The 23,563-nt window shown below is 56.3% G+C and carries 18 protein-coding genes; 7 read left to right on the top strand and 11 right to left on the bottom strand.

The features are described from left to right. Positions 1 to 98 precede the first annotated feature (98 nt). On the bottom strand, positions 99 to 1,724 hold the full coding sequence (locus LDN12_RS08550) for a peptide-binding protein (protein WP_223922250.1): 1,626 nt from the start codon (positions 1,722 to 1,724) through the stop codon (positions 99 to 101). Then, a complete protein-coding gene (locus LDN12_RS08545) occupies positions 1,721 to 3,331 on the bottom strand; it encodes a tetratricopeptide repeat protein (RefSeq protein WP_223922249.1) in 1,611 nt (536 codons plus the stop codon). Before LDN12_RS08545 ends, LDN12_RS08550 begins: the two co-directional genes overlap by 4 nt. 264 nt (positions 3,332 to 3,595) lie before the next feature. On the opposite strand from LDN12_RS08545, the gene LDN12_RS08540 reads away from it, so the two are divergent. The 5 genes from LDN12_RS08540 to LDN12_RS08520 all read left to right on the top strand — a co-directional run bounded on the left by LDN12_RS08540 (position 3,596) and on the right by LDN12_RS08520 (position 9,665). After that, on the top strand, positions 3,596 to 5,131 hold the full coding sequence (locus LDN12_RS08540; protein ID WP_223922248.1) for a bifunctional aminoglycoside phosphotransferase/ATP-binding protein: 1,536 nt from the start codon (positions 3,596 to 3,598) through the stop codon (positions 5,129 to 5,131). Continuing rightward, complete coding sequence (locus tag LDN12_RS08535) at positions 5,128 to 5,385, top strand: hypothetical protein (RefSeq protein ID WP_223922247.1); 258 nt, start codon at positions 5,128 to 5,130, stop codon at positions 5,383 to 5,385. Before LDN12_RS08540 ends, LDN12_RS08535 begins: the two co-directional genes overlap by 4 nt. Further along, complete coding sequence (locus LDN12_RS08530) at positions 5,382 to 8,630, top strand: SpoIIE family protein phosphatase (RefSeq protein WP_223922246.1); 3,249 nt, start codon at positions 5,382 to 5,384, stop codon at positions 8,628 to 8,630. The genes LDN12_RS08535 and LDN12_RS08530 overlap by 4 nt, the downstream gene beginning before the upstream one ends. A 221-nt stretch (positions 8,631 to 8,851) precedes the next feature. After that, complete coding sequence (locus tag LDN12_RS08525; protein WP_223922245.1) at positions 8,852 to 9,187, top strand: STAS domain-containing protein; 336 nt, start codon at positions 8,852 to 8,854, stop codon at positions 9,185 to 9,187. Positions 9,188 to 9,236: 49 nt separating this feature from the next. Then, the gene (locus LDN12_RS08520) at positions 9,237 to 9,665 is read left to right on the top strand and encodes an ATP-binding protein (protein WP_223922244.1); all 429 of its coding nucleotides are present in this window, start codon (positions 9,237 to 9,239) and stop codon (positions 9,663 to 9,665) included. On the opposite strand, the gene LDN12_RS08515 is transcribed toward LDN12_RS08520, so the two are convergent. The 5 genes from LDN12_RS08515 to ppk1 form a co-directional block, all read right to left on the bottom strand. Then, positions 9,662 to 10,162, bottom strand: coding sequence for a HyaD/HybD family hydrogenase maturation endopeptidase (locus tag LDN12_RS08515; RefSeq protein ID WP_223922243.1), 501 nt, complete (start codon positions 10,160 to 10,162; stop codon positions 9,662 to 9,664). The two genes, LDN12_RS08520 and LDN12_RS08515, sit on opposite strands and share 4 nt — an antisense overlap. A 76-nt stretch (positions 10,163 to 10,238) precedes the next feature. Then, positions 10,239 to 10,904: a Ni/Fe-hydrogenase, b-type cytochrome subunit gene (gene cybH / locus LDN12_RS08510; protein WP_223922242.1), complete on the bottom strand. Its 666-nt coding sequence runs from the start codon at positions 10,902 to 10,904 to the stop codon at positions 10,239 to 10,241. Positions 10,905 to 10,917: 13 nt separating this feature from the next. After that, entirely contained in the window at positions 10,918 to 12,615 is a 1,698-nt protein-coding gene (locus LDN12_RS08505) for a nickel-dependent hydrogenase large subunit (protein WP_223922241.1), read from the bottom strand. A 3-nt stretch (positions 12,616 to 12,618) separates the two neighbouring features. Further along, the gene (locus LDN12_RS08500) at positions 12,619 to 13,758 is read right to left on the bottom strand and encodes a hydrogenase small subunit (RefSeq protein ID WP_223922240.1); all 1,140 of its coding nucleotides are present in this window, start codon (positions 13,756 to 13,758) and stop codon (positions 12,619 to 12,621) included. 186 nt (positions 13,759 to 13,944) lie between these two features. Continuing rightward, positions 13,945 to 16,098 carry a polyphosphate kinase 1 gene (gene ppk1 / locus LDN12_RS08495; RefSeq protein WP_374045085.1) on the bottom strand — a complete coding sequence of 718 codons (2,154 nt, stop codon included), beginning with the start codon at positions 16,096 to 16,098 and terminating at the stop codon, positions 13,945 to 13,947. Positions 16,099 to 16,323: 225 nt separating this feature from the next. Here ppk1 and LDN12_RS08490 point away from each other — a divergent pair, with 225 nt between their 5' ends. Then, a complete protein-coding gene (locus LDN12_RS08490) occupies positions 16,324 to 18,324 on the top strand; it encodes an ATP-dependent helicase (RefSeq protein ID WP_223922238.1) in 2,001 nt (666 codons plus the stop codon). Between the two features lie 9 nt (positions 18,325 to 18,333). On the opposite strand, the gene LDN12_RS08485 is transcribed toward LDN12_RS08490, so the two are convergent. Together LDN12_RS08485 and LDN12_RS08480 are read right to left on the bottom strand one after the other, a co-directional pair. Beyond that, on the bottom strand, positions 18,334 to 18,762 hold the full coding sequence (locus LDN12_RS08485; RefSeq protein WP_223922237.1) for an ADP-ribose-binding protein: 429 nt from the start codon (positions 18,760 to 18,762) through the stop codon (positions 18,334 to 18,336). A 56-nt stretch (positions 18,763 to 18,818) separates the two neighbouring features. Beyond that, the gene (locus LDN12_RS08480; protein WP_223922236.1) at positions 18,819 to 19,412 is read right to left on the bottom strand and encodes a DUF4410 domain-containing protein; all 594 of its coding nucleotides are present in this window, start codon (positions 19,410 to 19,412) and stop codon (positions 18,819 to 18,821) included. Between the two features lie 129 nt (positions 19,413 to 19,541). Here LDN12_RS08480 and LDN12_RS08475 point away from each other — a divergent pair, with 129 nt between their 5' ends. Then, the gene (locus LDN12_RS08475) at positions 19,542 to 21,647 is read left to right on the top strand and encodes a thioredoxin domain-containing protein (RefSeq protein WP_223922235.1); all 2,106 of its coding nucleotides are present in this window, start codon (positions 19,542 to 19,544) and stop codon (positions 21,645 to 21,647) included. 35 nt (positions 21,648 to 21,682) lie between these two features. On the opposite strand, the gene LDN12_RS08470 is transcribed toward LDN12_RS08475, so the two are convergent. Together LDN12_RS08470 and LDN12_RS08465 are read right to left on the bottom strand one after the other, a co-directional pair. Further along, positions 21,683 to 22,339 (bottom strand): YkgJ family cysteine cluster protein, encoded by a 657-nt coding sequence (locus LDN12_RS08470; RefSeq protein ID WP_223922234.1) that lies wholly within the window; start codon positions 22,337 to 22,339, stop codon positions 21,683 to 21,685. Beyond that, positions 22,336 to 23,544: a polysaccharide deacetylase family protein gene (locus tag LDN12_RS08465; RefSeq protein ID WP_223922233.1), complete on the bottom strand. Its 1,209-nt coding sequence runs from the start codon at positions 23,542 to 23,544 to the stop codon at positions 22,336 to 22,338. The genes LDN12_RS08470 and LDN12_RS08465 overlap by 4 nt, the downstream gene beginning before the upstream one ends. Positions 23,545 to 23,563 lie beyond the last annotated feature (19 nt).

Below are 23,563 nucleotides of genomic sequence, written 5' to 3'. Positions count from 1 at the left end.
GTCGCACCCGCAGAAAGCCCCGCGGAGGCGTAGCAGCGCTACGCCGCACAAGGCGGCTTTTGAGGACGGCGGCGAGATGGCTGTTTTTCAACAACCTGTTAGTATACCTGCTCGGCCTTGGGCACGTACCATTGGATCTCGTTGTAGCCGATGCCGATCGGAGCCGGCTCCACTCCGCGAATCCTGGAGCTGACCACCGGCAAGGCATCCGGTACATAGAGAAAGGTATAGGGTTGCTCGTCGGCCATGATCTCCTGGATGCGGAAGTAGGCCTTCTTGCGTTTTTCCATGTCAAAGGTGCTGCGCCCCTCCACCAGCAGGCGATCCACCTCGGTGTTCTTGTACCCGATGAAATTCAGTTCGCCCGGATTGGTTTTACTGGAATGCCAGACATCGTACATGTCCGGGTCCGGGCTGGTTGTCCACCCCAGTATAACCACCTCGAAGTTCCCCTTGTCCACGAACTCCTTGAGGAACGTGGCCCACTCAACGATGCGGATCTTCACATCGATCCCCACATACCTGAGCCGTTGCTGAATGATCTGGGCTGTCAAAAGCCGTTGCTGGTTTCCCTGGTTGGTCAGGATGGTGAAGCTGAATGGTTTGCCGTCTTTCGTCAGAATACCATCGCTGTTTTTCTCCTTCCACCCGGCCTGGGCCAGAAGGTCGGCCGCATGTTTGGGATCGTAAGCGATGTCTTTGACGTTGGGATTGTAGGCCCAGCGGCCCGGAGCAATCGGCCCCACCGCTTTCCGGCCCATGCCGAACAGTACGCCGTGGATCAGTTCGTCCTTGTCGATGGCCGCTGTCAGGGCCTGGCGGATGCGCTTATCCTTAAAGAGCGGATGACGGAGGTTGTAGCCCATATAGACATAGCTGGATGAAGGATAGCGGTACTTAGTGAAGCGCGACGTAAAGTCGGCCCCGGTGGTCTGGCGGGCATACTGCACCGGCGTCAGTCCCATCATGTCTATGGCGCCTGCCTTAAGCTCCATGTACATGGTGGAGGTATCGGGGATGATACGGTAGATGTAGCGGTCGATCCAGGGTCTGCCCTCGAAATAGTCGTGGTTGGATTCCAGCACGATCTTCTGCCCGGCGACCCACTCCTTGAAGCGGTACGGCCCGGTACCAACCGGCGCGCGAGCCAGGGGGCTCTTGGTGATATCCTTGCCCTCAAGCAGGTGCGCCGGCAGGATACTGTTCCCCCACGAGGCCAGGGCCGGGGCAAAGGGTGTGCCATAGGTCACTCGAACGGTATAATCGTCGGGCGCAGTAATGCTTTTGACCTGTTTGAAATCCTCGGCATAGGCGGTGGGGGTTTTGGGGTCGATGGTGACCCGGTAGGTGTAAAGGACATCCCGGGCGGTAAAGGGCGCGCCGTCGTGCCACTTCACCCCCTTGCGTAGATGAAAGGTGATGGTGAGCCCATCCGGTGCAATATCGAAGGACTGTGCCAGATCGGGGACGATGTTCAGGTCTTTGTCGTATTTGACCAGACCGTTGTAGATCTGCCCTGCCACGGCATGGGATGAGGAATCGGTCGCCAGGAGCGGGATCAGGGTAGAGGCGTCGCCAATGGTTCCTTCCACCAGGGCGTCACCATAGGCGGGTTTTTCATCATGGGCGCCGCTCCGGGGCGGTGCCGGCGATTGGGTACATGCGGTAGTTGCGGCAAGGAACAGGGCCGGGAGCAGCAGCCTGAGGCGGCGCAGCCTGTTCATCGATCCCCGGGCTCCCCTTTGAGCTTGCGCAGTTTGTCCGCCAATTCCTTGCGATCAGGCTCGATCTTCAACGCCCGCTTGTAGAGTTTTAACGCCTTGCGGTAATCCCTTTTGGCATAATAGGCGTCCCCCAAGTGCTCGGCAATGGTGGAATCCTCCTCCACCAGGCGGTTGGCGTCTTCCAGGCACTTCACGGCCTCGTTATACCTTTTCATCTTGTAGTAGACCCAGCCAAGGCTGTCCAGGAAGAAACCGTCATTGGGGCGGATGGCGACGGCCTGCTTGACGTATTCAAGGGCCTGATCAAGATTGATGTCCATCTCGGCGTAGGTGTAGCCCAGAAAATTAAGCGCCTGGGCATCCTTCGGATTGATGGCGAGCACCTTCTTCATCTGTTCAATGGATTCGTGCCTCTTGCCCAGCTTGTCATAAAGAACACCGATGCGGAAGTAGAGGCGGGCTTCGTTCGGGAACTCCTTTTCGGCGCCGAGAACGAGGGCGAGCGCTTCATCGGTCCTGCCGAGCGACTCGTAGAGCGTCGAAAGATTGAGATACAGGTCAAGCTGGCCCGGATTAGCATCAATGGCATCCTTGAGCATCTCCACCGCTTGGTCGGTCTTGCCCTTTTCCTTGAGAATGAAGGCAATATGCCCTATGGCGTCCAGATAGGCGGGCGAATCGTGAGGTATCTTAGCGTATTCGGCGTAGGCGCGGTCTATATCCCCCTTCTCCTCATAGGTCATCCCCAGGTAGAAGCGTATCTGATCAGCGCTCGAATCCTTCTCAAGCATGTCGTTGAATACTTTGATAGCGTCGTCATACTGTTCCAGCTCAAGATGGAGCAACCCTATCTTGCGCATCGTTTCCGGGCCCGAGAGTCCCGTGTCCGCCGCCCGCTTCAGGAGCTCAAGTGCGTCCTCGAAGCGACGCTGCTGGATGAGAAGCTGAATCAGGCGCTGCAGGACCGGGATCTTGCTGTCATCATCGTCCACAAGGTTTTTGTAGATATCTATGGCCTTGGAATAGTCTCCCAACGCCTCGTACGAGGCAGCCATGTCAAGGGCAGCCTGTTCGAATTCGGGCCGCAGTTCAAGGGCTTTTTGAAAATAACCCACCGCCTCCCGGTACAGCTTCATCTGGCTGTAAGCCCGGCCGAGATAGTAGTAACCCAGCAGGGTATCAGGATTGATCTTGATCAACGACTTCAGAGTAGTAACGGTTTCCTCGTACTCGTTGAGCCGCGACAGGGCCAAGGCCAGATGCAGGTAGGCGTCTTCCCGGGAAGGATTAAGCTGAACCGCTTTACGCAGGTAGTCAAGCGCTTCCCGGTCCTTGCCGATGGAAGACAGGGTCGTACCTGCCAGAAGATAGGGATCGCGGTAAGACGGGTCAAGCTTGATAGCCTTATCGAAGTATTCCAGGGCCTCCTGCGCCTGCCCAATCTTCAGCTTAACCTCGGCAACGGCGTTGTTGAGGAAGGCGGAAGTCGGGTCCAACTCCAGGGCATCCCGCAGTATGGACAAGGCGGTGGGGAAATCTCCGTCATAGGCCGCCAACCGGGCTCGCGAATAGAGGTACAGGGCTCGGGATTGGCTACCGTATGCCATGCGGGATAACCCGGAATCGACAGACGTATGGGAACCGGTTGTCGCACAGGATGAAAGCAGAATGGCGGACAGCGCTATTATTGGTAAACTGAGCTTCACAGCGGCGTTCCTCGTTGTTGAAAAATGTAGTAAAACCTAGCATGAAACATAATCACCGTCAAATGAATATCAGAACGCCCAGTTGCTTGCGGAAGCGCCGTTTTAATGGTAGTATTCTTATCTGAGAGAGACCACCATATGCATCGTAACATATTAAAATCATTAATGAAACATGACGCCTACCCGGAGGTGGTCAGTTCCGTCGAACTGATTCAGACGCATGTTTCCTGGATATTCCTGGCAGGCGATACCGCCTACAAGATCAAAAAGCCCGTGGATTTCGGGTTTCTCAACTTCTCCACCATCGATCGGCGCCGCTTTTATTGCCATGAGGAGGTACGACTCAACAGTCGTCTTTGCCCGGACATCTACCTGGGGGTCGTCGAGGTCCGGGAGTCCCCCGGCGGAGCAGCGTTCTTCGGCGACGGCCCGATCATCGACTATGCCGTCAAGATGAAGAGGCTTCCGGCCGAACGGATGCTCGATCGCCTGGTGGAGCATGGAGAGGTGACCAGTGCCGATATGCGGGCCGTGGCCAGGGTCATCGCCGCATTCCACCACGCCGCCGCGACCTCACCCGCCATCAGCGAATACGGCCAACGGGAACGGATCATGGCCAATTGGCAGGAAAACCTCGATCAAAGCGCAGATGACCACCAGACACCTCTTTCTGCCGATGAGTTGGAAGTGATCCGGGAGTGGGTGTCATCATTCGTCAAAAACCGTTCTGAGCTTTTCGAAAAGCGTATATCCGGCGGGTTCATCCGTGAGTGCGACGGAGACATCCACCTGGAGAACATCTGCCTGACCGACGGCAAAATATATATCTTCGATTGCATTGAGTTCAACGAACGCTTCCGTTACTGCGACACCGCCGCCGATATCGCTTTTCTCCTGATGGATCTGGACTTCCACCGTCGTCGCGACTTGGCCGAAGCGGTGCTCGATGAATATCTGGCCGCTTCGGGTGATACCGGCCTTTGCGAGGTGATCGATTTTTACAAGCTTTACCGCGCATTTGTGCGGGGTAAAGTGGAAAGTTTCCGCCAGAACGACGGCGGCATCGATCCGCAGGAACGGGAACTCGCCGGTGGCAGATCCGCCGCCTATTTCCGGCTGGCACGCGGTTATCTCGAACGACAACGCCTGAAAACCACACTATTCATCACCTGCGGACTGACGGGAAGCGGCAAAAGCACCCTGGCGGCACAACTTGCCTTTGAACTCGGTATCGCAACCTACAATTCGGACAGGGTCCGAAAACAGATGGCGGCCCTGCCACCGGATACGGCCATGCATGTGCCGTTCGAAACAGGACTTTACTCGGCCGCTGCAAGCGAGGCTACCTATGCCGAACTACTACGCCTGGCGGAAGCCGAACTTGCCGCAGGACGTTCCGTCATTATCGATGCCTGTTTCATCAGCCGCGAGCAGCGTCATCGCTTTGGCCAACTGGCCGCAAGCCTGTCCCTGCCCTTCGTTGTGTTGCACTGTTCCTGCCCGGATACGGAGCAGCGACGCCGCCTGCTCAAACGGGAATCGTCCGGAGAGAGTGTTTCCGACGGCCGCCTTGAAATTCTCGAATTGCAGCAAAACAGCTTCCAACCGCCGGATGATTCGGAGGGTACCGTACTGAATATTGCCACCGCAACTCCCCCTGGAACTCTCGCCAGTCAGATCTACGCGAGGCTTATGCCATGACGAATCGGTTGCGTCACAGCCTCCTGCACAGGCTCCAATTTCGGGAATCATGGGTCATTTTCTTCGTGATGGGCTTCATCATGATGAACTTCCCCTTCCTGCATATCTTCAATAAGCCGGACACCATCCTGGGCTACCCGCTCATGTTTCTCTATTTTTATCTCGGCTGGGCGGTTTCCATCTTCGTAATATATCTTTTCACCCTGGCTGTCAGCCACACCACCGATAAATCCCCGGAGAACAAACAACCGTGAACTCCGGCTTCGCCCACGCGGCCATCATATCAACCATCTATACCGCGCTGATCTTCCTGATCGCCTGGTACGCCCACCACCGTAAGGAAACCGGCCGGAGCATCATCAGTAACCCCTACGTCTACTCCCTGTCCATCGCAGTCTACTGTACGTCGTGGACCTTTTACGGCAGCGTCGGCAAAGCGGCTACCGCCGGTCTGGACTTTCTGATGATTTATGTCGGGCCGTCCCTCACCGCTTTTTCCTGGTTTTTTCTCTTGCGGCGCATCGTTAAGATCAGCAAGGAAAACAATATAACCTCAATCGCCGATTTTATCAGCCTGCGCTACGGCAAATCTCTTTGGCTGGGCGCCCTGGTGACCCTGATCTCCATCCTGGGCATCATGCCCTACATCGCTCTGCAGATAAAAGCCGTTTCCACCAGTTTCTACCTGATCAGCGGCTCTCAGGGCAACCGTATCCACATACCCCACGGTGAATCGGAGTTGACGGTGCCGACCGGTCTGTTACTCGCTCTGATCCTGTCGATTTTCAGTATTATTTTCGGTGCCCGCAGACTGGTATCGAGCGAACGCCATGAGGGGTTGATCGCCGCCGTGGCCTTTGAATCACTGGTCAAACTGGTCAGCTTGCTCGGCGTGGGCATCTTCGTCACCTACTACCTGTTCGATGGGTTCAACGATATCTTCACCCGTTTTCATGCCGCCCGGCCCGAACTGTTCAAACAGCTTTTCACCTTTGGCGGTGCTCGCAACGATCCGGGCTACATACCGTCATTCACCATGCTCTTCATGTCCATGGCGGCCATCATGCTCCTGCCACGCCAGTTCCACGTCATGGTTATCGAGAACTCGGACGAGAAGCACATTACCAAAGCCATGTGGCTCTTTCCCGCCTATCTCTTTCTGATTAACCTGTTCGTCATGCCGATTGCCCTGGGCGGCATCCTGACTACCGGCAGCAGCAGCGGCGCCGATTTTTTCGTCATCAACATCCCGCTTCTCAGCGGGCACGGCACCATTGCCCTGCTGGCCTTCCTGGGGGGGCTGTCGGCCGCAGCCGGGATGGTGATGGTGGAGTCGGTAGCCATATCCACCATGCTTCTCAACAACATCTTCATGCCGGTCATTGTCCGGTTTACCCCACAACCCTGGTTCCCATATCTGCTGATCAACCTGAAACGGCTGGGTATCTTCATGGTGGTCTTCCTCGGGTACTTCTACTACCGGATCGTGGGCGATACCTACATGTTGGTGAATATGGGGTTGATCTCCTTCTCGGCCGCCTGCCAATTCATGCCGGCAATGCTGGGTGGCCTCTACTGGAAGCGCGGTAACAAGGCCGGCGCCATTACCGGCATCCTGTTCGGCTTTCTGATCTGGGCCTACACCCTGCTGCTCCCCTCGTTCGGCAAATCCGGCTGGCTTGAGACGGACTTGCTCACGAAAGGTCCTTTCGGTATCGGGCTCCTCAAACCGACCGAACTGTTCGGCCTCAGCAACATGGACCTGTGGAGCCACTCCCTGTTCTGGAGCATGCTTTTCAATATCAGTGCATATATCTTCTGTTCGATCCTGCTGCGCCAGGACGAGCCTGAGCGTGAACAAGTACGCCGCTTCATCGGCACTTACAATCTCGAACGCCCCGACCATCCGACCGAGACCAAACGCCTCTCCAAACCGGTTACCATCAGCCAGTTCGTTAACCTGATGGCCAAGTTTATCGGAGAAGCGGACGCACACCACGCCATAAGCAACCACCTTGGGGATCGCGAGATTGATGCGGAAGGTAACGTTTCCGAATTTGAACTCCCAAACCTCAAGCGTTTCACCGAGAAAACCCTGGCCGGTTCGGTCGGGGCCGCCGCCGCCGGGGCCATTGTGGACAGTTTCCTCTCCGACATGGGGTCGCGCATGGAATCGGTCTACGACATCTTCAGCTCAGTCCGCACCTCCCTCGACCAGAGCCGCGAAGCACTCTACGTCCGTCTGAAGGCATCCGAGATCATCAACCGTACCCTTGACCTCCAGATCATTATGGATGACCTGCTCAACCTGCTGCTCAAGGAATTCAAGCTGGATGTGGCCTTCATCCAACTGCGCGATGGCAACGGCACCCTCGCGGTCAAAAGCTATCAGGGAAGCAACCGGCGCCCCTTCAACCGGAACCACTGGTTCATGGAGAGCGCCCCTTATTGGGACATGGCGCTTTTGGACCGCAAAGCTCACTTCGTCAACGACACCAGCCAAATCGGGATGACCGTCAACTTTGAACAGACGCTGGCGGAGGGGATTGTCTCCTGCGCGTATCTCCCCATTTTCCGCGAGGGAGAACCATCACTAGGCGTTCTATCGGTTTTTTCCAAATCAATTACCGGTATATTCACTGAAGAGTTTATCAGCCTGTTGTGCAGCCTGGCAGGTCAGTTGGCCCAGGCGGTCACCATTGTCCTGGAGATGGAGGCCAAGGAGCGTGAACGAACCGGGAAGGAACTGGCACTTCTGGAAAAGGCCCGGGTCATGCGGGACATGGAAATCGCCCAGCAAATCCAGATATCGCTCCTGCCCGACGCCGCTCCGGAAACCTTCGGGATCGACATGGCGGGTCGCTGCATCTCGGCCGCGCATGTGGGGGGCGACTATTATGATTTTTTCAAGCGGGACGACCACACCATCGATCTCTTGATCGCCGACGTTTCGGGACACAGTGTCGGTGCGGCCCTGATCATGGCAGAAGTGCGCACCCTGCTGCGTGCCCAGGTCAATTCGGCCCACAGCGCCAGCGCCATCCTGCAGATCCTCAACAGCCAGCTTTATGATGATCTGACCCGCGCCGAACTTTTCATCACCATGTTCTACGCCAAATACAACTCCGCCACCGGTCGCCTCTCTTTCGCCAATGCCGGCCACAACCGGCCCATGATCAGTCGCGATGGTGAGTATTCATGCATCGAACTGGATGCGGAAGGATTGATCCTCGGCGTCAAGACCTCGGTGGTATTCGAGGAGCGCAGCTTTGAACTCAAAGCGGGCGATGTATTACTCTTCTATACGGACGGGTTGACCGAAGCGCGTAACGGGAATGACGAATTATACGGAAATGAGCGGGTATGCTCTCTCCTGCACACTCTGCGGCACCTGCCGGCCAAGGAGATCATCGACGCGTTCTATGCGGCGGTCGGCGACTTCACCGCTTCCGAGACATTCCAGGACGATATTTCGCTGGTTGTGCTCAAGATACTTTAGTGTATCGTGCGGTTAGCCGTGGGAAGTAATTCCTTTGCTCTTTTGGCCGCTGCCGAGGCGCGGCGACACAGGTGTCGCACGGTCTGCATCAAGGAGGCAGAACAACGGCAACGGCCTTAAGAGCCTTAATGACGAGTACGAACTAACCGCACGGAACACTACATCCACCACCGTTCCCCGGCCCTGGCGCCAGGGGGGCACAGAACGAAAGGAGTTACGCCATGCAATATAAAATCGAGGAAAACGGGGCCGTCAAGGTCGTCTACGTAAAGGAGGAGCGACTTGACGCCCACAATTCCGAGGAACTCAAGACAGAACTGAACCGGCTGTTCGACAGCGGGACGAAAGACCTGTTGATCGACCTCAAGGAGGTGCGTTTTATCGACAGTTCCGGCTTGGGAGTATTGGTATCCGGCTTCAAGAATGCCGCCGCGCGCCAGGGAAGCCTCAAGCTCTCCGGACTTCAAAGCCAGGTAAAGTCGATGTTCGAGCTGACCCGCCTGCACCGGGTATTCGATATCTTTCAGACCGTTGACGATGCGCTCGAGAGCTACTGAGCGCAACCTTCATTTACGTACATGCAGCTCTCTCACACGCGAGGTTGTCATGAAAAATACCATCGACATCGAGATCGTTGTACCTAATCAGACCCGTTACCTGAGCATGATCGGCAGGATCGGTGAGAACATGGTGCGGGAATTGGATCGTTTCAAGGGGGACCGGGAGGCCTTGGCGCACCACCTCAATGTGGTGCTGACCGAGGCCATGGTAAACGCCATCAAACACGCCAATGCCGCCGATCCCAACAAGGATATCCAGATACGCATCAGCGCTTCGGATAAAGAGATTTGCATCAAGGTTTATGACAGCGGCCAGGGCTTTGATCTCACGTCAGTGCCCGATCCCTGCTTCGAAGCGGATCAGCTCGGCGAGAAGGGGCGCGGCATCTTCATCATCCGGTCATTGATGGATTCCGTGGAGTACAAAAAAACCAACGAAGGGAATGTGCTGGAAATGAAAAAGAAGCTTGGCTAGATCAAATTGGCTTCAACATTCCATTCTCTTAATTTTATAAGTACGTTGGAAATCATTTCTTCAAGTTGTTCAGCAACATTTTTCGAGAGTTCATCACCCATCTCGATGCAGGCTGGCTGGATGCCGACCAACACCATCTCCCGGGGGGCGCACCCCATCAACTCTGCCACGACAAGAAGATCCTTGAGCCCCATCTGGTGAGGAGAAACCTTGGTTTGAAGTGCAATCGGCAACTCCTCGCCCGACAGTTGCACCATGGTTCCCGGTTTGCCTCCCGTTTCGACCGCATCCACCACCAAAAGCCGCTCAATCCCCTCCAAACTGGGCAGGAGGTCCAGCCCCAAGGTACCCCCATCCATGATCTTCACATGGAGGGGGAAGAGATACCGTTTCTGGAGTTCCTGGACAACCCGCACGCCTGCCCCGTCGTCACTCATCACCAAATTTCCGATGCCGAGCACCAGGATGGACGGCGATATATCTCCACGTAAATTCATAACGGCTCCCCTCCCCCGCTCCAAAAAAAAGGCGCGCCACGATGCGCGCCTCCATCATAACATCGAAATGCAATCGTCAATCCTCTTTTCTCACCGTAAACTTATAGCCGCAGAACATACTGGATATCTCGCTGCCATGCTCCTTGATATCCATCAACCAGGCGCTGTAGATATGATTTATGACAAAACCTACGATCAGCCACATGCAAAAATGGTGGGTCAGCCGCATCCCCTGATCGCTGAACATGACATACATGAAACCGAGCGCACGGTGCATCGAAGATCCGGGGGCATGTTCGGCATAGAGCGAAAAACCTGTCAGGATCATGATCGAGTAAATACAGAACAAGGCGATATAGGCGGTGGTCGCCAATGGGTTATGGCCAACGGTTTCAGGCACGTCCTTGTCGATCAGCAGATAATACCGAAGCATCTTGATCAACTTATGGCGCCCTTTGTCGGTGGCGAGGGGGAAAAACTCCCGCCAGCCCGAATACCTGTTGCCGATGAACGACCAGAGTACGCGCGAGATCACGCTGATGGTAAAGAGGTATGCAGCCGTAAAATGGATGAAACGAATCCATCCCATCGTAAAATCTGATGCAGAATGACCGAACGAGAATGGTGTGCCAATAAAGAAGCCGGTCACGGACAGTACGACGATACAGAGAACATTGGTCCAGTGACACCAACGTACCGGCAATTCCCAGATGTAATTCTTGAATTTGCACTGTTCACTCATACCGGCCCCCTTTCTAGGAAACTTTCACCTTGATCACTTCGTTTCCGGTTGCATCCACTACGTGAACGGCGCAGGCAAGGCACGGGTCAAAGGAATGGACGGTGCGCAGAATTTCGAGCGGTTTGCCGGGATCGGCAACCGGTGTACCGACCAGGGCCGCTTCATAGGGCCCTCGCTGCCCTTTGCCGTCGCGGGGAGAGGCGTTCCAGGTTGAGGGGACAACCGCTTGGTAATTGAGGATCTTCTGGTCCTTGATCTTGATCCAATGCCCCAAAGCGCCGCGCGGTGCTTCATGCCACCCGTAACCGCTGGCCTCGGCGGGCCATTCGCTGGGGTCCCACTTCTCGTTGGCGTGGATGCGATAGTCGCCTTTGGAAATATTGACGATCAGTTCGTCCAGCCATTTAGGGGTCTGGCGGGCAATCAGCAGACAATCGATACCACGGGCACCGGTCCTTCCCAAGGTGGAAAAAAGCGCCTCAGGGCCGACACCCAGCTTGTTTAGAACCAGTTCCACCGCCGCCTTTGTCTCCTTGTGCCCCGAGGCGTACGCCACCAGCACCCGCGCCAGGGGGCCGACCTCCATGGCTTTTTCATCGTAACGGGGGGCCTTGACCCAGGAGTACTTTTTGTCCGTATCAAGAAACTCATAGGGCGGTTTGGGACCGCTGTAGCGGGCTTCCGATTCACCGTCCCAGGGGTGGAGACCTTTTTCCGGACCGGTAGTGTACTCGAACCAGGAATGATCCACATATTCGGCCACCTTTTTCTGGTCCAACGGCAGCACCTTACTAAGGTCCCTGTTCAGAATGGCGCCCTGGGGCAACCATTGGTTGCCGGCTGCGTCGGGAAATTCGCCATAGCAAAGGTAATTGCCCACCCCGCCGCCAATGGCGGCCCACTCCTTGTAGAATGAGGCAACCGCCAGAAGATCCGGGATATAGACCTTTTCGACGAAATCCTGGGCCTTCTTCAACAGGCGCTTTATCTCCTCCAACTTGTCGGCGTTAAGGGCGTTCTGGGAGTCGGGATCGATAGGGATCGCCATCCCCCCAACCAGAAAGGTTTGGGGATGAGGGTTCTTGCTCCCCAGGATGGCGTGAATCCTGATCACATCTTTCTGCCACTCCAAGGCTTCAAGATAATGGGCCGTTGCCATCAGGTTGGCCTCGGGAGGCAGTTTATAGGCCGGATGCCCCCAGTAGGCGTTGGCAAAGGGACCGAGGCGGCCCGATGCAACGAAAGATTTGAGCTTGTCCTGAACCGACTTGAAGTAGGTTGTAGAGTTGTTGGGCCAATCTGAAAGCGAGGCAGCCAGGACCGACGTCTTGCCCGGATCGGCCTTGAGGGCCGAGGTTACGTCCACCCAATCCAGGGCGTGCAGGTGATAGAAGTGGATGACATGGTCCTGCACATTCTGGATGCCGATGATGATGTTCCTGATCAACTGGGCATTGGGTGGAATCTTGATTTTGAGAGCATCCTCCACTGCCCGGATAGAGGCAATGGAATGCACGGTGGTGCAGACGCCGCAGAAACGCTGGGTCCAAAACCAGGCATCCCGCGGATCCCGTCCCTTGAGAATCTTCTCGATGCCGCGGAACATGGTGCTGGAACTCCAGGCATCGGTGATTCTCCCGTTATCCACCTCGGCTTCGATACGAAGATGTCCTTCAATCCTGGTTATCGGGTCAACCACTATCTTGGCCATTGCCTATCCCTCCCTGGTTTCGTCGCTGGGTTCTTTGTCTTTTCTGAAGGCGTTCAGCGCGCCGTGAACGGCAAAGGCTGCCGCAGCACCTGCAGCCAGACCGATACCGATCTTGTCGGCGGTATGCTCAATGCCGAAGCCGGGCACGTTGGGCAGACGCTTATACAGGGGCCCCATGGTGTCCCAGAAAGCAGGCTCTGAACATCCGGCGCAGCCATGACCGCTGCCCACCGGCCAACTGGTCTTGTCGTTGTAGCGCTGGGTGGGACAATTATGGAAGGTGGCTGGCCCCTTGCATCCCATCCGATAGAGGCAGAATCCCTTGCGGTGGCCGTCGTCGCCCCAATGTTCCACGTACTGGCCGGCGTCGAAATGGGCGCGGCGCTCGCAGTTGTCGTGGATACGCTTGCCATAGGCAAACAGCGGACGCCCATGGCCGTCCAGGGCCGGAATCTTGCCGAATACCAGGTAGTGAACCACGGTGGCGGTTAGATTGTCGGCATTGACCGGACAACCGGGCAGGTTGATGACCGTTGCGCCGGGGACCGCCTCCCTGACGCCGACGGCGCCGGTTGGATTGGGCACGGCGGCGGGGATACCGCCGAAGGAGGCGCAGGTGCCTACCGCAATGGTTGCCAGGGCACCGCCGCAGACCTGACGAGCACGATCGAGGTGCGACTTGCCGCCGACACAGCCGTAGACGCCGCCGTCCTTCATGGGAATCGACCCCTCAACGACACAGATGTATTTACCCCTGTAATCGGTTATGGTTTTTTCCAGGGCGGCTTCAGCCTGATGACCGGCTGCGGCCATAATGGTCTCGTGGTAATCGACGGAGAGAATATCGAGAATGATTTCCCCTACGGTCGGGTTGGCGGAACGGAGCAATGCCTCGGTATCCCCCGCGCAGTCCTGAAACTCCAGCCAGACCAGCGGCGGACGCTTGACCTCGTCCAGGGCCTGGGCCACCTTGGGAACAAATGCGGCCGGCAGGGCCATGGCTGCCGTCATGGCGGAACAGAACTTCAAAAAATCCCGCCGGGACACCCCCCGCTCTCGGAGTATTTCACCCACGGAATACTCACGACAAGTGTAATCACGTTCTACTGAACCGTTTTCAATACCATCATCGTGTTTATTCATACACAACCCCCTTTTTTGGTTGGCGTGGTCTAATTCCAATTATTATAGCCATGTAACAAAACATTTATTGCCATTTAGTATATTATAAAATTGTTCTATTGCAACACATTTATCTCAAAAGATCTGACACACCTGCAAAAAAAAACGGCTGCCAAAGCAGCCGTTGAAAATGAGCATTTAATAGGATCAGGATTTCAATCGGGTTTTCTTCTTTTGCTTCTGGGATTCCCTAAGACGCCTGGCGGCCCACTCGATCATCAGGTGATGGCTCCCATGGGGCGGGGAATCCGAAGCAGGCTTGCGTTGAATATAACTACCGTCCGACTGCATATCCCAGACCGAACATTGATCGGAAATATGGATATCAAAGATGGCACGCAGGTCCTTGGTCAACTCCGGGGACTCGACCGGGCAGAGAATCTCAACTCTCGCTTCCAGATTGCGCTTCATGGCGTCGGCCGAAGCGATGAAATATTCATCCGCTCCGCCATTCTTGAAATAGTAAAGGCGGGAGTGTTCCAAAAACCTGCCGACAACACTCATTACACGAATATTTTCAGAGAGTCCCGGGATGCCGGGGCGCAGGCGGCACGTGTCGCGCACCACCAGATCGATCTTCACCCCTGCCTGGGACGCGCGGTAGAGAGCCTTGACGATGTCGCCGTCTTCCAGGGCATTCATCTTGAACTGGATCAGCCCGCCGCCCTTTTGGCGGTGCAGTTCAATTTCCCGCTCGATCCGGGACAGCAGCGCCTTTTTAAGCATGCGGGGAGCCGGCACGATTTTCTGATAGTTGCGTTTTGCCATGAAACCGGTGGTCAGGTAATTGAACAGTTCCGTCACGTCCTGGCCAATGGTCTGGTCGCAGGTCAGGATGCCCAGGTCACTGTAGATGCGAGCTGTCTCGGCATGATAGTTTCCGGTGCCGATATGCACATACCTCCGCAGCCCGTTGTAGTCCTGACGCACCACCAGTATCACCTTGCAATGGGTCTTGAGTCCGACGACGCCGTAGGTGACATGGATACCGGCCTCTTCCATCCGTTCCGCCAGCCGGATATTGGCCGCTTCATCGAAGCGGGCCTTGAGTTCCACCACCACCGCCACCTGTTTGCCGTTCTGGGCGGCCAGAACCAGGGAATCAATGATACGGCCATGAACGGAGGTGCGGTAGAGGGTCATCTTGATGCCGCGTACCTTGGGATCGGTCGCCGCTTCGCGCAGGAAGCGCTCCACCGAGGTGGAAAAAGATTCATAGGGGTGCTGCAGGAGAATGGACCCGCTGTCGCGGATAATATGGAAGATATTGCGCGTCGTCTGCAACAAGGGATGTTCTATGGGGTAATGGGGCGGATCGTGTAGCCGGGCATAGTCGAGACAAGTCAGTTCGAACAGATCGCGCATGGCCAGAAGTCCGGGCACTTCAAAGACATCGTTTTCTTCATCCAGTTCCAGTTCAGCCGCCAGACGACCGCGATGGACCGGGTCCATACCGGCACCTATCTCCATACGTACAATCGGGGCAAACTTGCGCTCTTTCAACTCGGATTCGATCATGGCCATCAGATCGTCGGCCTCTTCTTCGTCCTTTTCGGTATTGGCGTTGCGGGTAACGCGAAAAATCTCGCAACTCACGATATTCATACCGGGAAAGAGCATATCCAGGTTGTTCATCATCACTTCTTCCAGGCAAACGAAATGATCTCCCTTCCCCACCCTGATAAAACGAGGCGTTCCCAGGCCGACCGGCACCTTGACCCGTGCCAGGGATACCTCTCGCGCTCTGGGGTAACGCAGGGTCACCAGCAGGTTGAGCGACAAGCTGGAAATGAAGGGAAAAGGATGGGCCGGATCGATGGACTGGGGGGTCAACAGAGGGAATATATTGGTATAGTAGTGTTCCCGAAGCGTCTTTTTCTCTTTTGCCGTCAGCTCGTTATAGGTTTCTATGGCGATACCCTTTTCCTCCAGCAGGGAACATACCTGGCGGAAAAGGGCATCCTTGCGAGCCTCCAGACCACGAATGAGGAGGTGGCATTCCTGTACCTGCTGGCGAGGTGTGCGTCCGTCCAGGGTCAGTTCCCGCATGCCGGCGCCGATCTGCTGTTTGAGGCCGCCGATGCGCTTCATAAAAAATTCGTCAAGATTGGAGCTGACAATAGCGATAAACTTCAGGCGCTCGAGCAGGGGCGTACGACTGTCCTCGGCCTCATGCAGCACCCTCTGGTTGAACGCCAGCCAGGTAAGTTCGCGATTGAGATACCATTCGCTGTCGTTCAGGTCGAACCCGGGCGCCGCCGGGGCTACACACTGTGCGGCTGCAGTCGGATTACGTTTCAATACCTTGGCTTTGGGAATTTTTTCCGCTGTTGTCTCAGCCTTTTCCACCTTGCCTCGCTTAGTCTTGTTCTGGGATTGTTTCTTTGCGTGGGGAGAGGTTGTCACCGTGATCTCCGTGGTGTCGATGTAATTTACCTTCAAAATGTTACATTATTTTTGCAGCTTGGCAACAAACATGAAACTGATTTGCCTCGGCAAGGCCGCATGTGGTACACCTGATCACCTATGAAACGACTCAATCCACCGCAGCAACAAGCTGTCAACCAGACCGAAGGTGCCCTGCTGGTCCTGGCCGGGGCCGGTTCCGGCAAGACCCAGGTCATCACAACCCGCATTGTTCACCTGCTCAAGGACAAGCGTATCTCCGCCGAAAACATCCTGGCGGTGACCTTCACTAACAAGGCAGCCCGTGAGATGAAGGAGCGCGTCGGTGCCATGGCCGGCAGAATAGCGGACGGGATCGTCATCTCCACCTTCCACTCCCTGGGGGTACGCGTCCTGCGGCGAGACATCCGGGCTTTGGGCTTCAAACCCAACTTCTCCATTTACTCTTCGTCGGATCAGGCCGGCGTACTGCGCCAAGCCATGCGTGAGCGGGACATCGATCCGAAACAATGCGATCCGGACCTGATCCTGTGGAAGATATCCGGCCTCAAAAACCGCCTGATCGGGCCGGCGGACTTCAAACCGGCACACGACGACAAGCTTGAACTGGCCGCGGCAGCCGTATACCCCCGCTACCAGGAACTGCTCAAAGGCTTCAACGCCATCGATTTCGACGACATCATCATGCTCTCGGTCAGGTTACTGCAATCAAACGCCGCAATCCTGGGGTACTGGCAGGAACGTTTCCGCTACATCATGGTGGATGAATACCAGGACACCAATGCCTCCCAGTACCTGCTGATCTCACTTTTGGCACAGAGGCACGGCAACATCTGCGTGGTGGGGGACGACGACCAGTCCATCTACGGCTGGCGGGGAGCCGAGGTGCAGAACATCCTTAACTTCGAACACGACTATCCCGGCTGCCGGGTAATCAAGCTGGAGCAGAACTATCGCTCCACCAGTTCGATCCTGGACGCGGCCAACAGCGTCATCAGGAATAATCCGGTCCGCACCGACAAGGCGCTCTGGACGGCCGGCGGCCAAGGCCGCGGAATTGACCTGATCGTCGCGGCCGACGAGGAGGAAGAGGCCGCCAAGGTAATTGATGCCATGATGTTGGAGCAGTTCCGGGACAAACTCCCATGGTCCGATTTCGCCGTACTCTATCGTTCCAATGCCCAAAGCCGCGCCTTTGAGGAAAAACTGCGCCTGGAGCGCATCCCCTATGTGGTGGTGGGAGGGCAGCAGTTCTACGAACGCAAAGAGGTCAAGGACGCCGTGGCCTACCTGCGGGTCATCGACAATCCGGGCGACGAGGCATCCCTCTTGCGCATCATCAATTTCCCCCGTCGGGGCATCGGCGATAATACCCTGGTGCATCTTAACCAGTGGTCCCTGGCGCATAACGTCCCTCTATTCGAGACCCTGGGCCGGGTGACGCAGATCGCCGACATCTCGGAGTCGTCAAAAAAGGCGGTAACGGCCTTCCACAGGATGATGACGGAAGTTATTGCCGGTTTCAGCCGTACCGACATGGGCGCTCAAGTCAACGCCCTTTTCAACCGCCTGCGCATAGAGGACGAATTGTACCGCACCCTGAACGACGCCTCCCAGGCCCGCAAACGGATCGAAAACATCGAACAGGTGGTCAACTCCCTGGCCATCTTCGAGGCGCAAACCCCCAGAGCCACCTTGTCGGCCTTTCTGGAACGAATAACACTGATGGACGAGGAAAAATCAGAGGACGACAAGGATCACGGCCACAATGCCGTCACGCTCATGTCGCTGCACTCCAGCAAGGGGCTGGAGTTCAATCATGTCTATCTGGTGGGAATGGAGGAGGACTTGCTCCCCCATAAGCGCTCAATCGAAGAGGATCCGGCCTGCGCCGAGGAGCGGCGGCTGTGTTATGTGGGCATCACCCGTGCCCGGCAGCACCTGACCCTCTCCCGCTGCCTGACCCGGAGGAAGTACGGTACCATCGAGGAGCGCAAGCCGAGCCGCTTCCTGGCCGAGATACCGGAACACCTGCTGATAGATACGGCGGACAATGACGGCGCACCGGGGGAGACGGTGGATATGGCGGCCGCTTTCTTTGCGCGGATGCTGGGGGAGTAACGAAGAGCGCTATTCTGCCGTGATCACCAAAAAACGATCATCAAAATGGGGTTCCAGCAACCGGCGAACATCATGCCACGACAGTCCCCCACCACCGCAGCCTGGCCGTGGCACTACAACCGTGGTCCACCCCGCTTCGTCAGCCATGGCAGCCAATTCTCGGGCAGACCGTTCGATCAGCCCCAGGTCCGGGATTTCGTAGGGTGAATGCTCCACCGGAAAACTCACCAGATTGTCGCCCAGATGGTGAACATGGTTGCCGTTCTCTGTTATGCAGGCGCCAAGCCTTTGGGAAAACCAGGGAAACAAGCGCGCCGCCTGGGCAGCAACCCCACGACCTATAACGGCCGTGCCGTTCTTCGTCACCTGCCCGTTGGTGGTGACGACGACGATGGCGGTTTTCTGATAGTCCCAGATATTGCCGCTGATCTCAAGCATGAAGAGCTCACCTCGAAAAACGCCCGCAACCAATGCCGGCGTGGGCTCTGCCGCCGTCAGTAAAGCTTGTGGATGAAGTTGGCGATCTCCTCGCCCTCGTCCGTGGCCTGCACCGGCATAACCCCCCTTATGCGGCCCAGCCCACCTCCCTCACCGCCGGATCGGGTATCGCTGAAGGTGGCCAACTCCTTGCCCGTCTTGGCGTCAATCAGATGGCCGGCAACCGAGATATTGGTCTTGCCGCTTTCCGGCGCCATCCACCCCAGAAAAAACTTTGCCGCTCCGATGCCGCCGTTGAACTTGGTGAATTTCCCTTCCACAATTATAGTCTTACCCTTTGTTGCGCCATTGGTCAGAACATTTTTGAATTTGCCTTCCTTTTTCAGGTTCTTGATGAGGCTCTCTCTCAGGTTTTTTACGATGGTCGGCTTGATTTCTTCGACGATCTTCTTTTCCTCGTCGTCAAGATTGACGAATTCAGCCCCCTCGGTGGAAAACGCCTTGACAATTATCGTGTCATAGCTGGACAGGCGCTCGGCAATGAAAATCGATTCCTTGCCTAATACTTCCGGGCTGGGCAGCGTATCCTTGGCAAATGCGGTGAATGCGCAACACAGCAAAAAAACGACAAGCAAAGAAACTTTTTTCATATCACCCTCCTCTAAAATTGTTACAATCAAACCTATAGCAACGTAGCGACCATTGTCAACAATAAACTCGCATTATTCCGGGCATTTATAAAACATACCGCACCTCGACCCCAATAAATGAGGTATCCCGTGGCACACACGAAGCTTGACACATCGGCGCATATCGCCCGGCTCCGGGCATTGGACAAGAGCTCGCTTCCGCCTGACGGCGGCCAACATTTCAACCGCCTGATCTTCGCCCGCAGTCCCTACCTGCTGCAACATGCTGAAAACCCGGTATCATGGTATGAATGGGGTGACGCGGCCTTTGAGAAGGCCCGCGACGGAAATTTGCCGATTCTGCTCTCTATCGGCTACGCCACCTGCCACTGGTGCCACGTCATGGCTCACGAGTCCTTCGAGGACGAACAGATTGCCGGTCTGCTGAACAACCATTTCGTCTGCATCAAGGTGGATCGGGAGGAACGTCCGGATATCGACGATTTCTACATGGCCGTGTCCCAGGTGTTGACCGGCAGCGGCGGCTGGCCGTTGAACATCTTCATGACGCCGGACAAGCGTCCCTTCATGGCAGTAACCTATATCCCACGACAGGGATACTCAGGTATGAGCGGCCTGTTGGAACTGCTCCCCAATATTGCGGCGCTCTGGCGACAGCGACCCGATCTGATCGAAAACAACTGCCGCAGCATCATGGAAGCCATGGGCAATATTTCCCGCAAGGAATCAAACAATACAAGCCAGGATTTACAAGAACTTATAGACACATCCTTCAACCATTTGCACAGCATGTACGACTCTCAGCACGGCGGATTTGGGACCGCCCCCAAGTTCCCCATGCCCATCAACCTGAGTTGGCTGATCGGGCAGGGGGCAGCGGGAAATCCTCAGGCGTTGGAGATGGCACTCCAGACTCTGTACAGGATAGGCAACGGCGGGATATGGGACCAGATTGGCGGAGGTCTGCACCGTTATGCCGTGGACCGGGAGTGGCTCGTGCCGCATTTCGAAAAGATGCTCTACGACCAGGCCATGTTCGGGCTGACGGTGTTGGAGGCGAGTCAAGCGACGGGTGATGATTCCTGGCTCGTGATGGCCGAAAACATCTTCGGTTTCGTTATGCGCGAGCTGACCTCACCCGAAGGGGCTTTCTACGCGGCTGTGGATGCCGATTCGGAAGGAATTGAAGGTAAATACTACGTCTGGGACAGACGTGAGATCGAGGAGTGCCTCGGCACAGATGCACCGCTGTTCTGCCGGTTCTACCGTGTGACCAACGAGGGCAATTTTGAGGGACGTACTATCCTGAATGCGATGTTCAAACTGGATGAGTTCTGCGCCAGGGAAGGGTTGGACCCAGAGGAAACCGGTAAGCGACTGGAACGCGGCCGCTTGCTGTTGCTGGAGCGGCGGGAACAGCGCATCAGGCCATTCAGGGACGAGAAGATTATTACCTCCTGGAACGGCCTGATGATTGCTGCCCTGGCCCGCGGGGGAGCGGTGACCGGCTCAAGCATATTCATGGAGTCTGCCATTCGCGCAGCATCTTTCCTGCTGGAACGGCTGTGCCGCAAAGATGGACGCCTCTTGCGCAGCTTTCTGGGGGAGGCGTCCGATGTCCCGGCATTTCTGGAGGATTATGCCTTCCTGGCGTTTGGCCTGCTGGAATTGTTCGAGGCCACACTCGACAAGGCTTGGCTGGAACATGCATTGCAGCTTGCCGACCAGATTCTGGAGTTGTTCCTCGACCCCAGCAGCGGTAGATTCTCGAAAACCGGCCGGGATGCAGAACCAATGCCACTGGCGGCATCCCTGGAACACGACGGTGTCATGCCGTCGGCATTCTCCCTGACCGCACAAACGCTCATCCGTCTGGCGCGATGCGTCGGAAGGCAGGACCTGCTGAATCATGCCCGCCGGTTGCTGGAAGATTGCAACGACGACGTACAACGCCAACCGGCAATCCACCTGGGAAGCCTGCACGCAATGGCCCTGCTGGAAAGTGAACCGGTTGAGGCCTATTTCAGTGGGCCGCGGGAACATCCCGTCATACAGCAGTTGCTGAACACCTTGAAATCGCGTTACTGCCCCAGCCTTACCCTGTTCTTCGAGGCGAACGACAGCCCTCCTGCGCTTTCCATCTGTGCCTGGGGGACCTGCTACCCATCGGTCTACAATACAAGCGATTTGGAACCCATTGTGGAAAGGGTTGCTCCACGTTTAAAACCTTCATAAAACGGTAGATAACCGTAGATAAACCCAAATATTTATCAGTGCCGCCGCAGGCCTCTGATCATCCCTGCGTCGAGCAGAACCGCCGCCGGGATGAAGGTGTCAAGCTCACTCACCGCCTCCCCCAGCAGCCTGCGGGTCAGTTCCCGGAACAGAAGTAATTCCTGGGCGAACAAATCCAGGAAGGGGTGGCGAAGGTCCTCCATCAGCGCAGCATCAACATCACAAAAGTTCAGGGTACACCACTCGTCCATCACCGCCTCCCCCGAGGTGTCGAACAGCGGAATGCCGTTCAGGCGGCAGGTCATGGGACGCTGCCCGTAGACCAGACAACTCCCGTCTTCCGCCAGAAGCAGGCAGGGGGTTTCGTCCTCTTCCGGCATCAACTCTTCCCACTCATCCTCTGGGATACGGTTGAGAATCCAGGGTTCGACAAAAGAGGGGTTGATGGCGGTCAGTGCGGAGAGTCGATCTGCCGCCTTCAGGCGCAAAGACCGCTGCACCTCTTCAGGAAGGGCGTCGATGCCGCTACGCAGGTAGAGAGCGTCCAGGATGGTGATATCGAACAATCCCCGGCAACAGGCCGAACAGCCGCGGTTGCAGACAATCCGGTCCCCATGACGCTGGATGCAGCCGTTGAACCAGCGATCCACCTCCTGCAGCAACGCCCCGTATCGTTCCAGTAGATTTTTCATGGAGTCACGCCTCCTTCGGCCGGCAATTGCGCCATTTTATCATTGTGGGAAAGAAGCCCGAAACGATACCCCTGTTTTTTGAGAAGAGGGATGAGTTCCTTCAGGGCCGCCAGGGTGGCATCATGGCCAGAACCGTCGTGGAAGAGCACAATGGCGTGTCTCCGTGGATTTTTTGCCAACTGCCCCAGCACCGCCTTCTCGATGAAGCGGCGGTCATGGGCGCCGCGTCTGGTGGAATCGTAACTGTCGATATCCCATTCGAAGATCTGGGCGCCTTCGGCGGCTACACGTGAAACCAGGCTTCTGTCCGAAGAACCGTAGGGGATTCTCACCATGTGGCCATCACCTCCCAGACGCTCAACCAAGGAAGCGGTCCGACCTATCTCGCTGGTTTCCCTACCAAAAGAGGCCTTGAGTTTGTGCAGGTTGTGGGAAAAGGTATGACTACCGACCCGATGCCCCATGGCAACCAGCGAGGTGACGTCCTTTTCGTGACCCTTGATGTTGCAGCCGAGGACAAAGAACGTGGCCCGTATGCTCTGGGACTTCAGGTAGGATGCAATCGGCAGCGTCAGGCGCGAAGGGCCGTCGTCGAAGGTGAGATAGATGGTGTTAAGCCTGGGAACGGTTCGCGGCATGACTGGTCGCGGCGAAAAGGGAATCCTGGCCTGGAAAGAACCATGCGGAGGTACTGAGACGTGGGGACTGTCATCATGGGGCGTTTCGTGATCGGGCTGCGGGAGTGGATATTTTTCGTGATCCACAGCTTGAACGGCCTGTCCCGTTTGGTCGGGCCGGTGCTCTTCTGCTTGCACGGCATTGTTTAATGAAACGATCTCATCAGCCACGCCAACTTCCGCGTTGTGCCGCTCGCTGCCGTCCGGATCGACGCTCAGCACAACCCCCTGTTTCAGCTTTACAGCGAGGAGGGTTCGGGAAAGCAGGCGACTCTCCTGACCGGCAAGACGGTACAGGTTGTCGGCCTCTTCAATCATGCCGCTTTTGCAATAGCGTTCGGCAAGTTCAAGTGTGCGCCGGACCGTATCGGCCTCATCGGGCGCCGAGGAATCGGCGGCCGCCGCCAAGGCTCCGTTGAAGCTGCTATAGGCGTCATTGCGCCAACGCGGGACTGCGGCGGCAGTGCACCCCGAAAGCAGCACGGGGAACAGCCACACTCCGAGGCGGCATCCTGAAGCAAACCGCATGGATACCGGTACCGTCACT

It is taken from the genome of Geobacter sp. AOG2 (assembly GCF_019972295.1).
Taxonomy (GTDB): domain Bacteria; phylum Desulfobacterota; class Desulfuromonadia; order Geobacterales; family Pseudopelobacteraceae; genus Oryzomonas.
The sequence above is the reverse complement of the archived record's forward strand: the minus strand, read 5'-3'. Positions and strand labels throughout refer to the sequence as shown.

Excerpts from the sequence above, each read along its gene's own strand:
- LDN12_RS08550 (WP_223922250.1), bottom strand. The coding sequence starts at position 1,724 with ATGAACAGGCTGCGCCGCCTCAGGCTGCTGCTCCCGGCCCTGTTCCTT.
- LDN12_RS08545 (WP_223922249.1), bottom strand. The coding sequence starts at position 3,331 with ATGGCATACGGTAGCCAATCCCGAGCCCTGTACCTCTATTCGCGAGCC.
- LDN12_RS08540 (WP_223922248.1), top strand. The coding sequence starts at position 3,596 with ATGAAACATGACGCCTACCCGGAGGTGGTCAGTTCCGTCGAACTGATT.
- LDN12_RS08535 (WP_223922247.1), top strand. The coding sequence starts at position 5,128 with ATGACGAATCGGTTGCGTCACAGCCTCCTGCACAGGCTCCAATTTCGG.
- LDN12_RS08525 (WP_223922245.1), top strand. The coding sequence starts at position 8,852 with ATGCAATATAAAATCGAGGAAAACGGGGCCGTCAAGGTCGTCTACGTA.
- LDN12_RS08520 (WP_223922244.1), top strand. The coding sequence starts at position 9,237 with ATGAAAAATACCATCGACATCGAGATCGTTGTACCTAATCAGACCCGT.
- LDN12_RS08515 (WP_223922243.1), bottom strand. The coding sequence starts at position 10,162 with ATGAATTTACGTGGAGATATATCGCCGTCCATCCTGGTGCTCGGCATC.
- cybH (WP_223922242.1), bottom strand. The coding sequence starts at position 10,904 with ATGAGTGAACAGTGCAAATTCAAGAATTACATCTGGGAATTGCCGGTA.
- LDN12_RS08505 (WP_223922241.1), bottom strand. The coding sequence starts at position 12,615 with ATGGCCAAGATAGTGGTTGACCCGATAACCAGGATTGAAGGACATCTT.
- LDN12_RS08500 (WP_223922240.1), bottom strand. The coding sequence starts at position 13,758 with ATGAATAAACACGATGATGGTATTGAAAACGGTTCAGTAGAACGTGAT.
- LDN12_RS08490 (WP_223922238.1), top strand. The coding sequence starts at position 16,324 with ATGAAACGACTCAATCCACCGCAGCAACAAGCTGTCAACCAGACCGAA.
- LDN12_RS08485 (WP_223922237.1), bottom strand. The coding sequence starts at position 18,762 with ATGCTTGAGATCAGCGGCAATATCTGGGACTATCAGAAAACCGCCATC.
- LDN12_RS08480 (WP_223922236.1), bottom strand. The coding sequence starts at position 19,412 with ATGAAAAAAGTTTCTTTGCTTGTCGTTTTTTTGCTGTGTTGCGCATTC.
- LDN12_RS08470 (WP_223922234.1), bottom strand. The coding sequence starts at position 22,339 with ATGAAAAATCTACTGGAACGATACGGGGCGTTGCTGCAGGAGGTGGAT.
- LDN12_RS08465 (WP_223922233.1), bottom strand. The coding sequence starts at position 23,544 with ATGCGGTTTGCTTCAGGATGCCGCCTCGGAGTGTGGCTGTTCCCCGTG.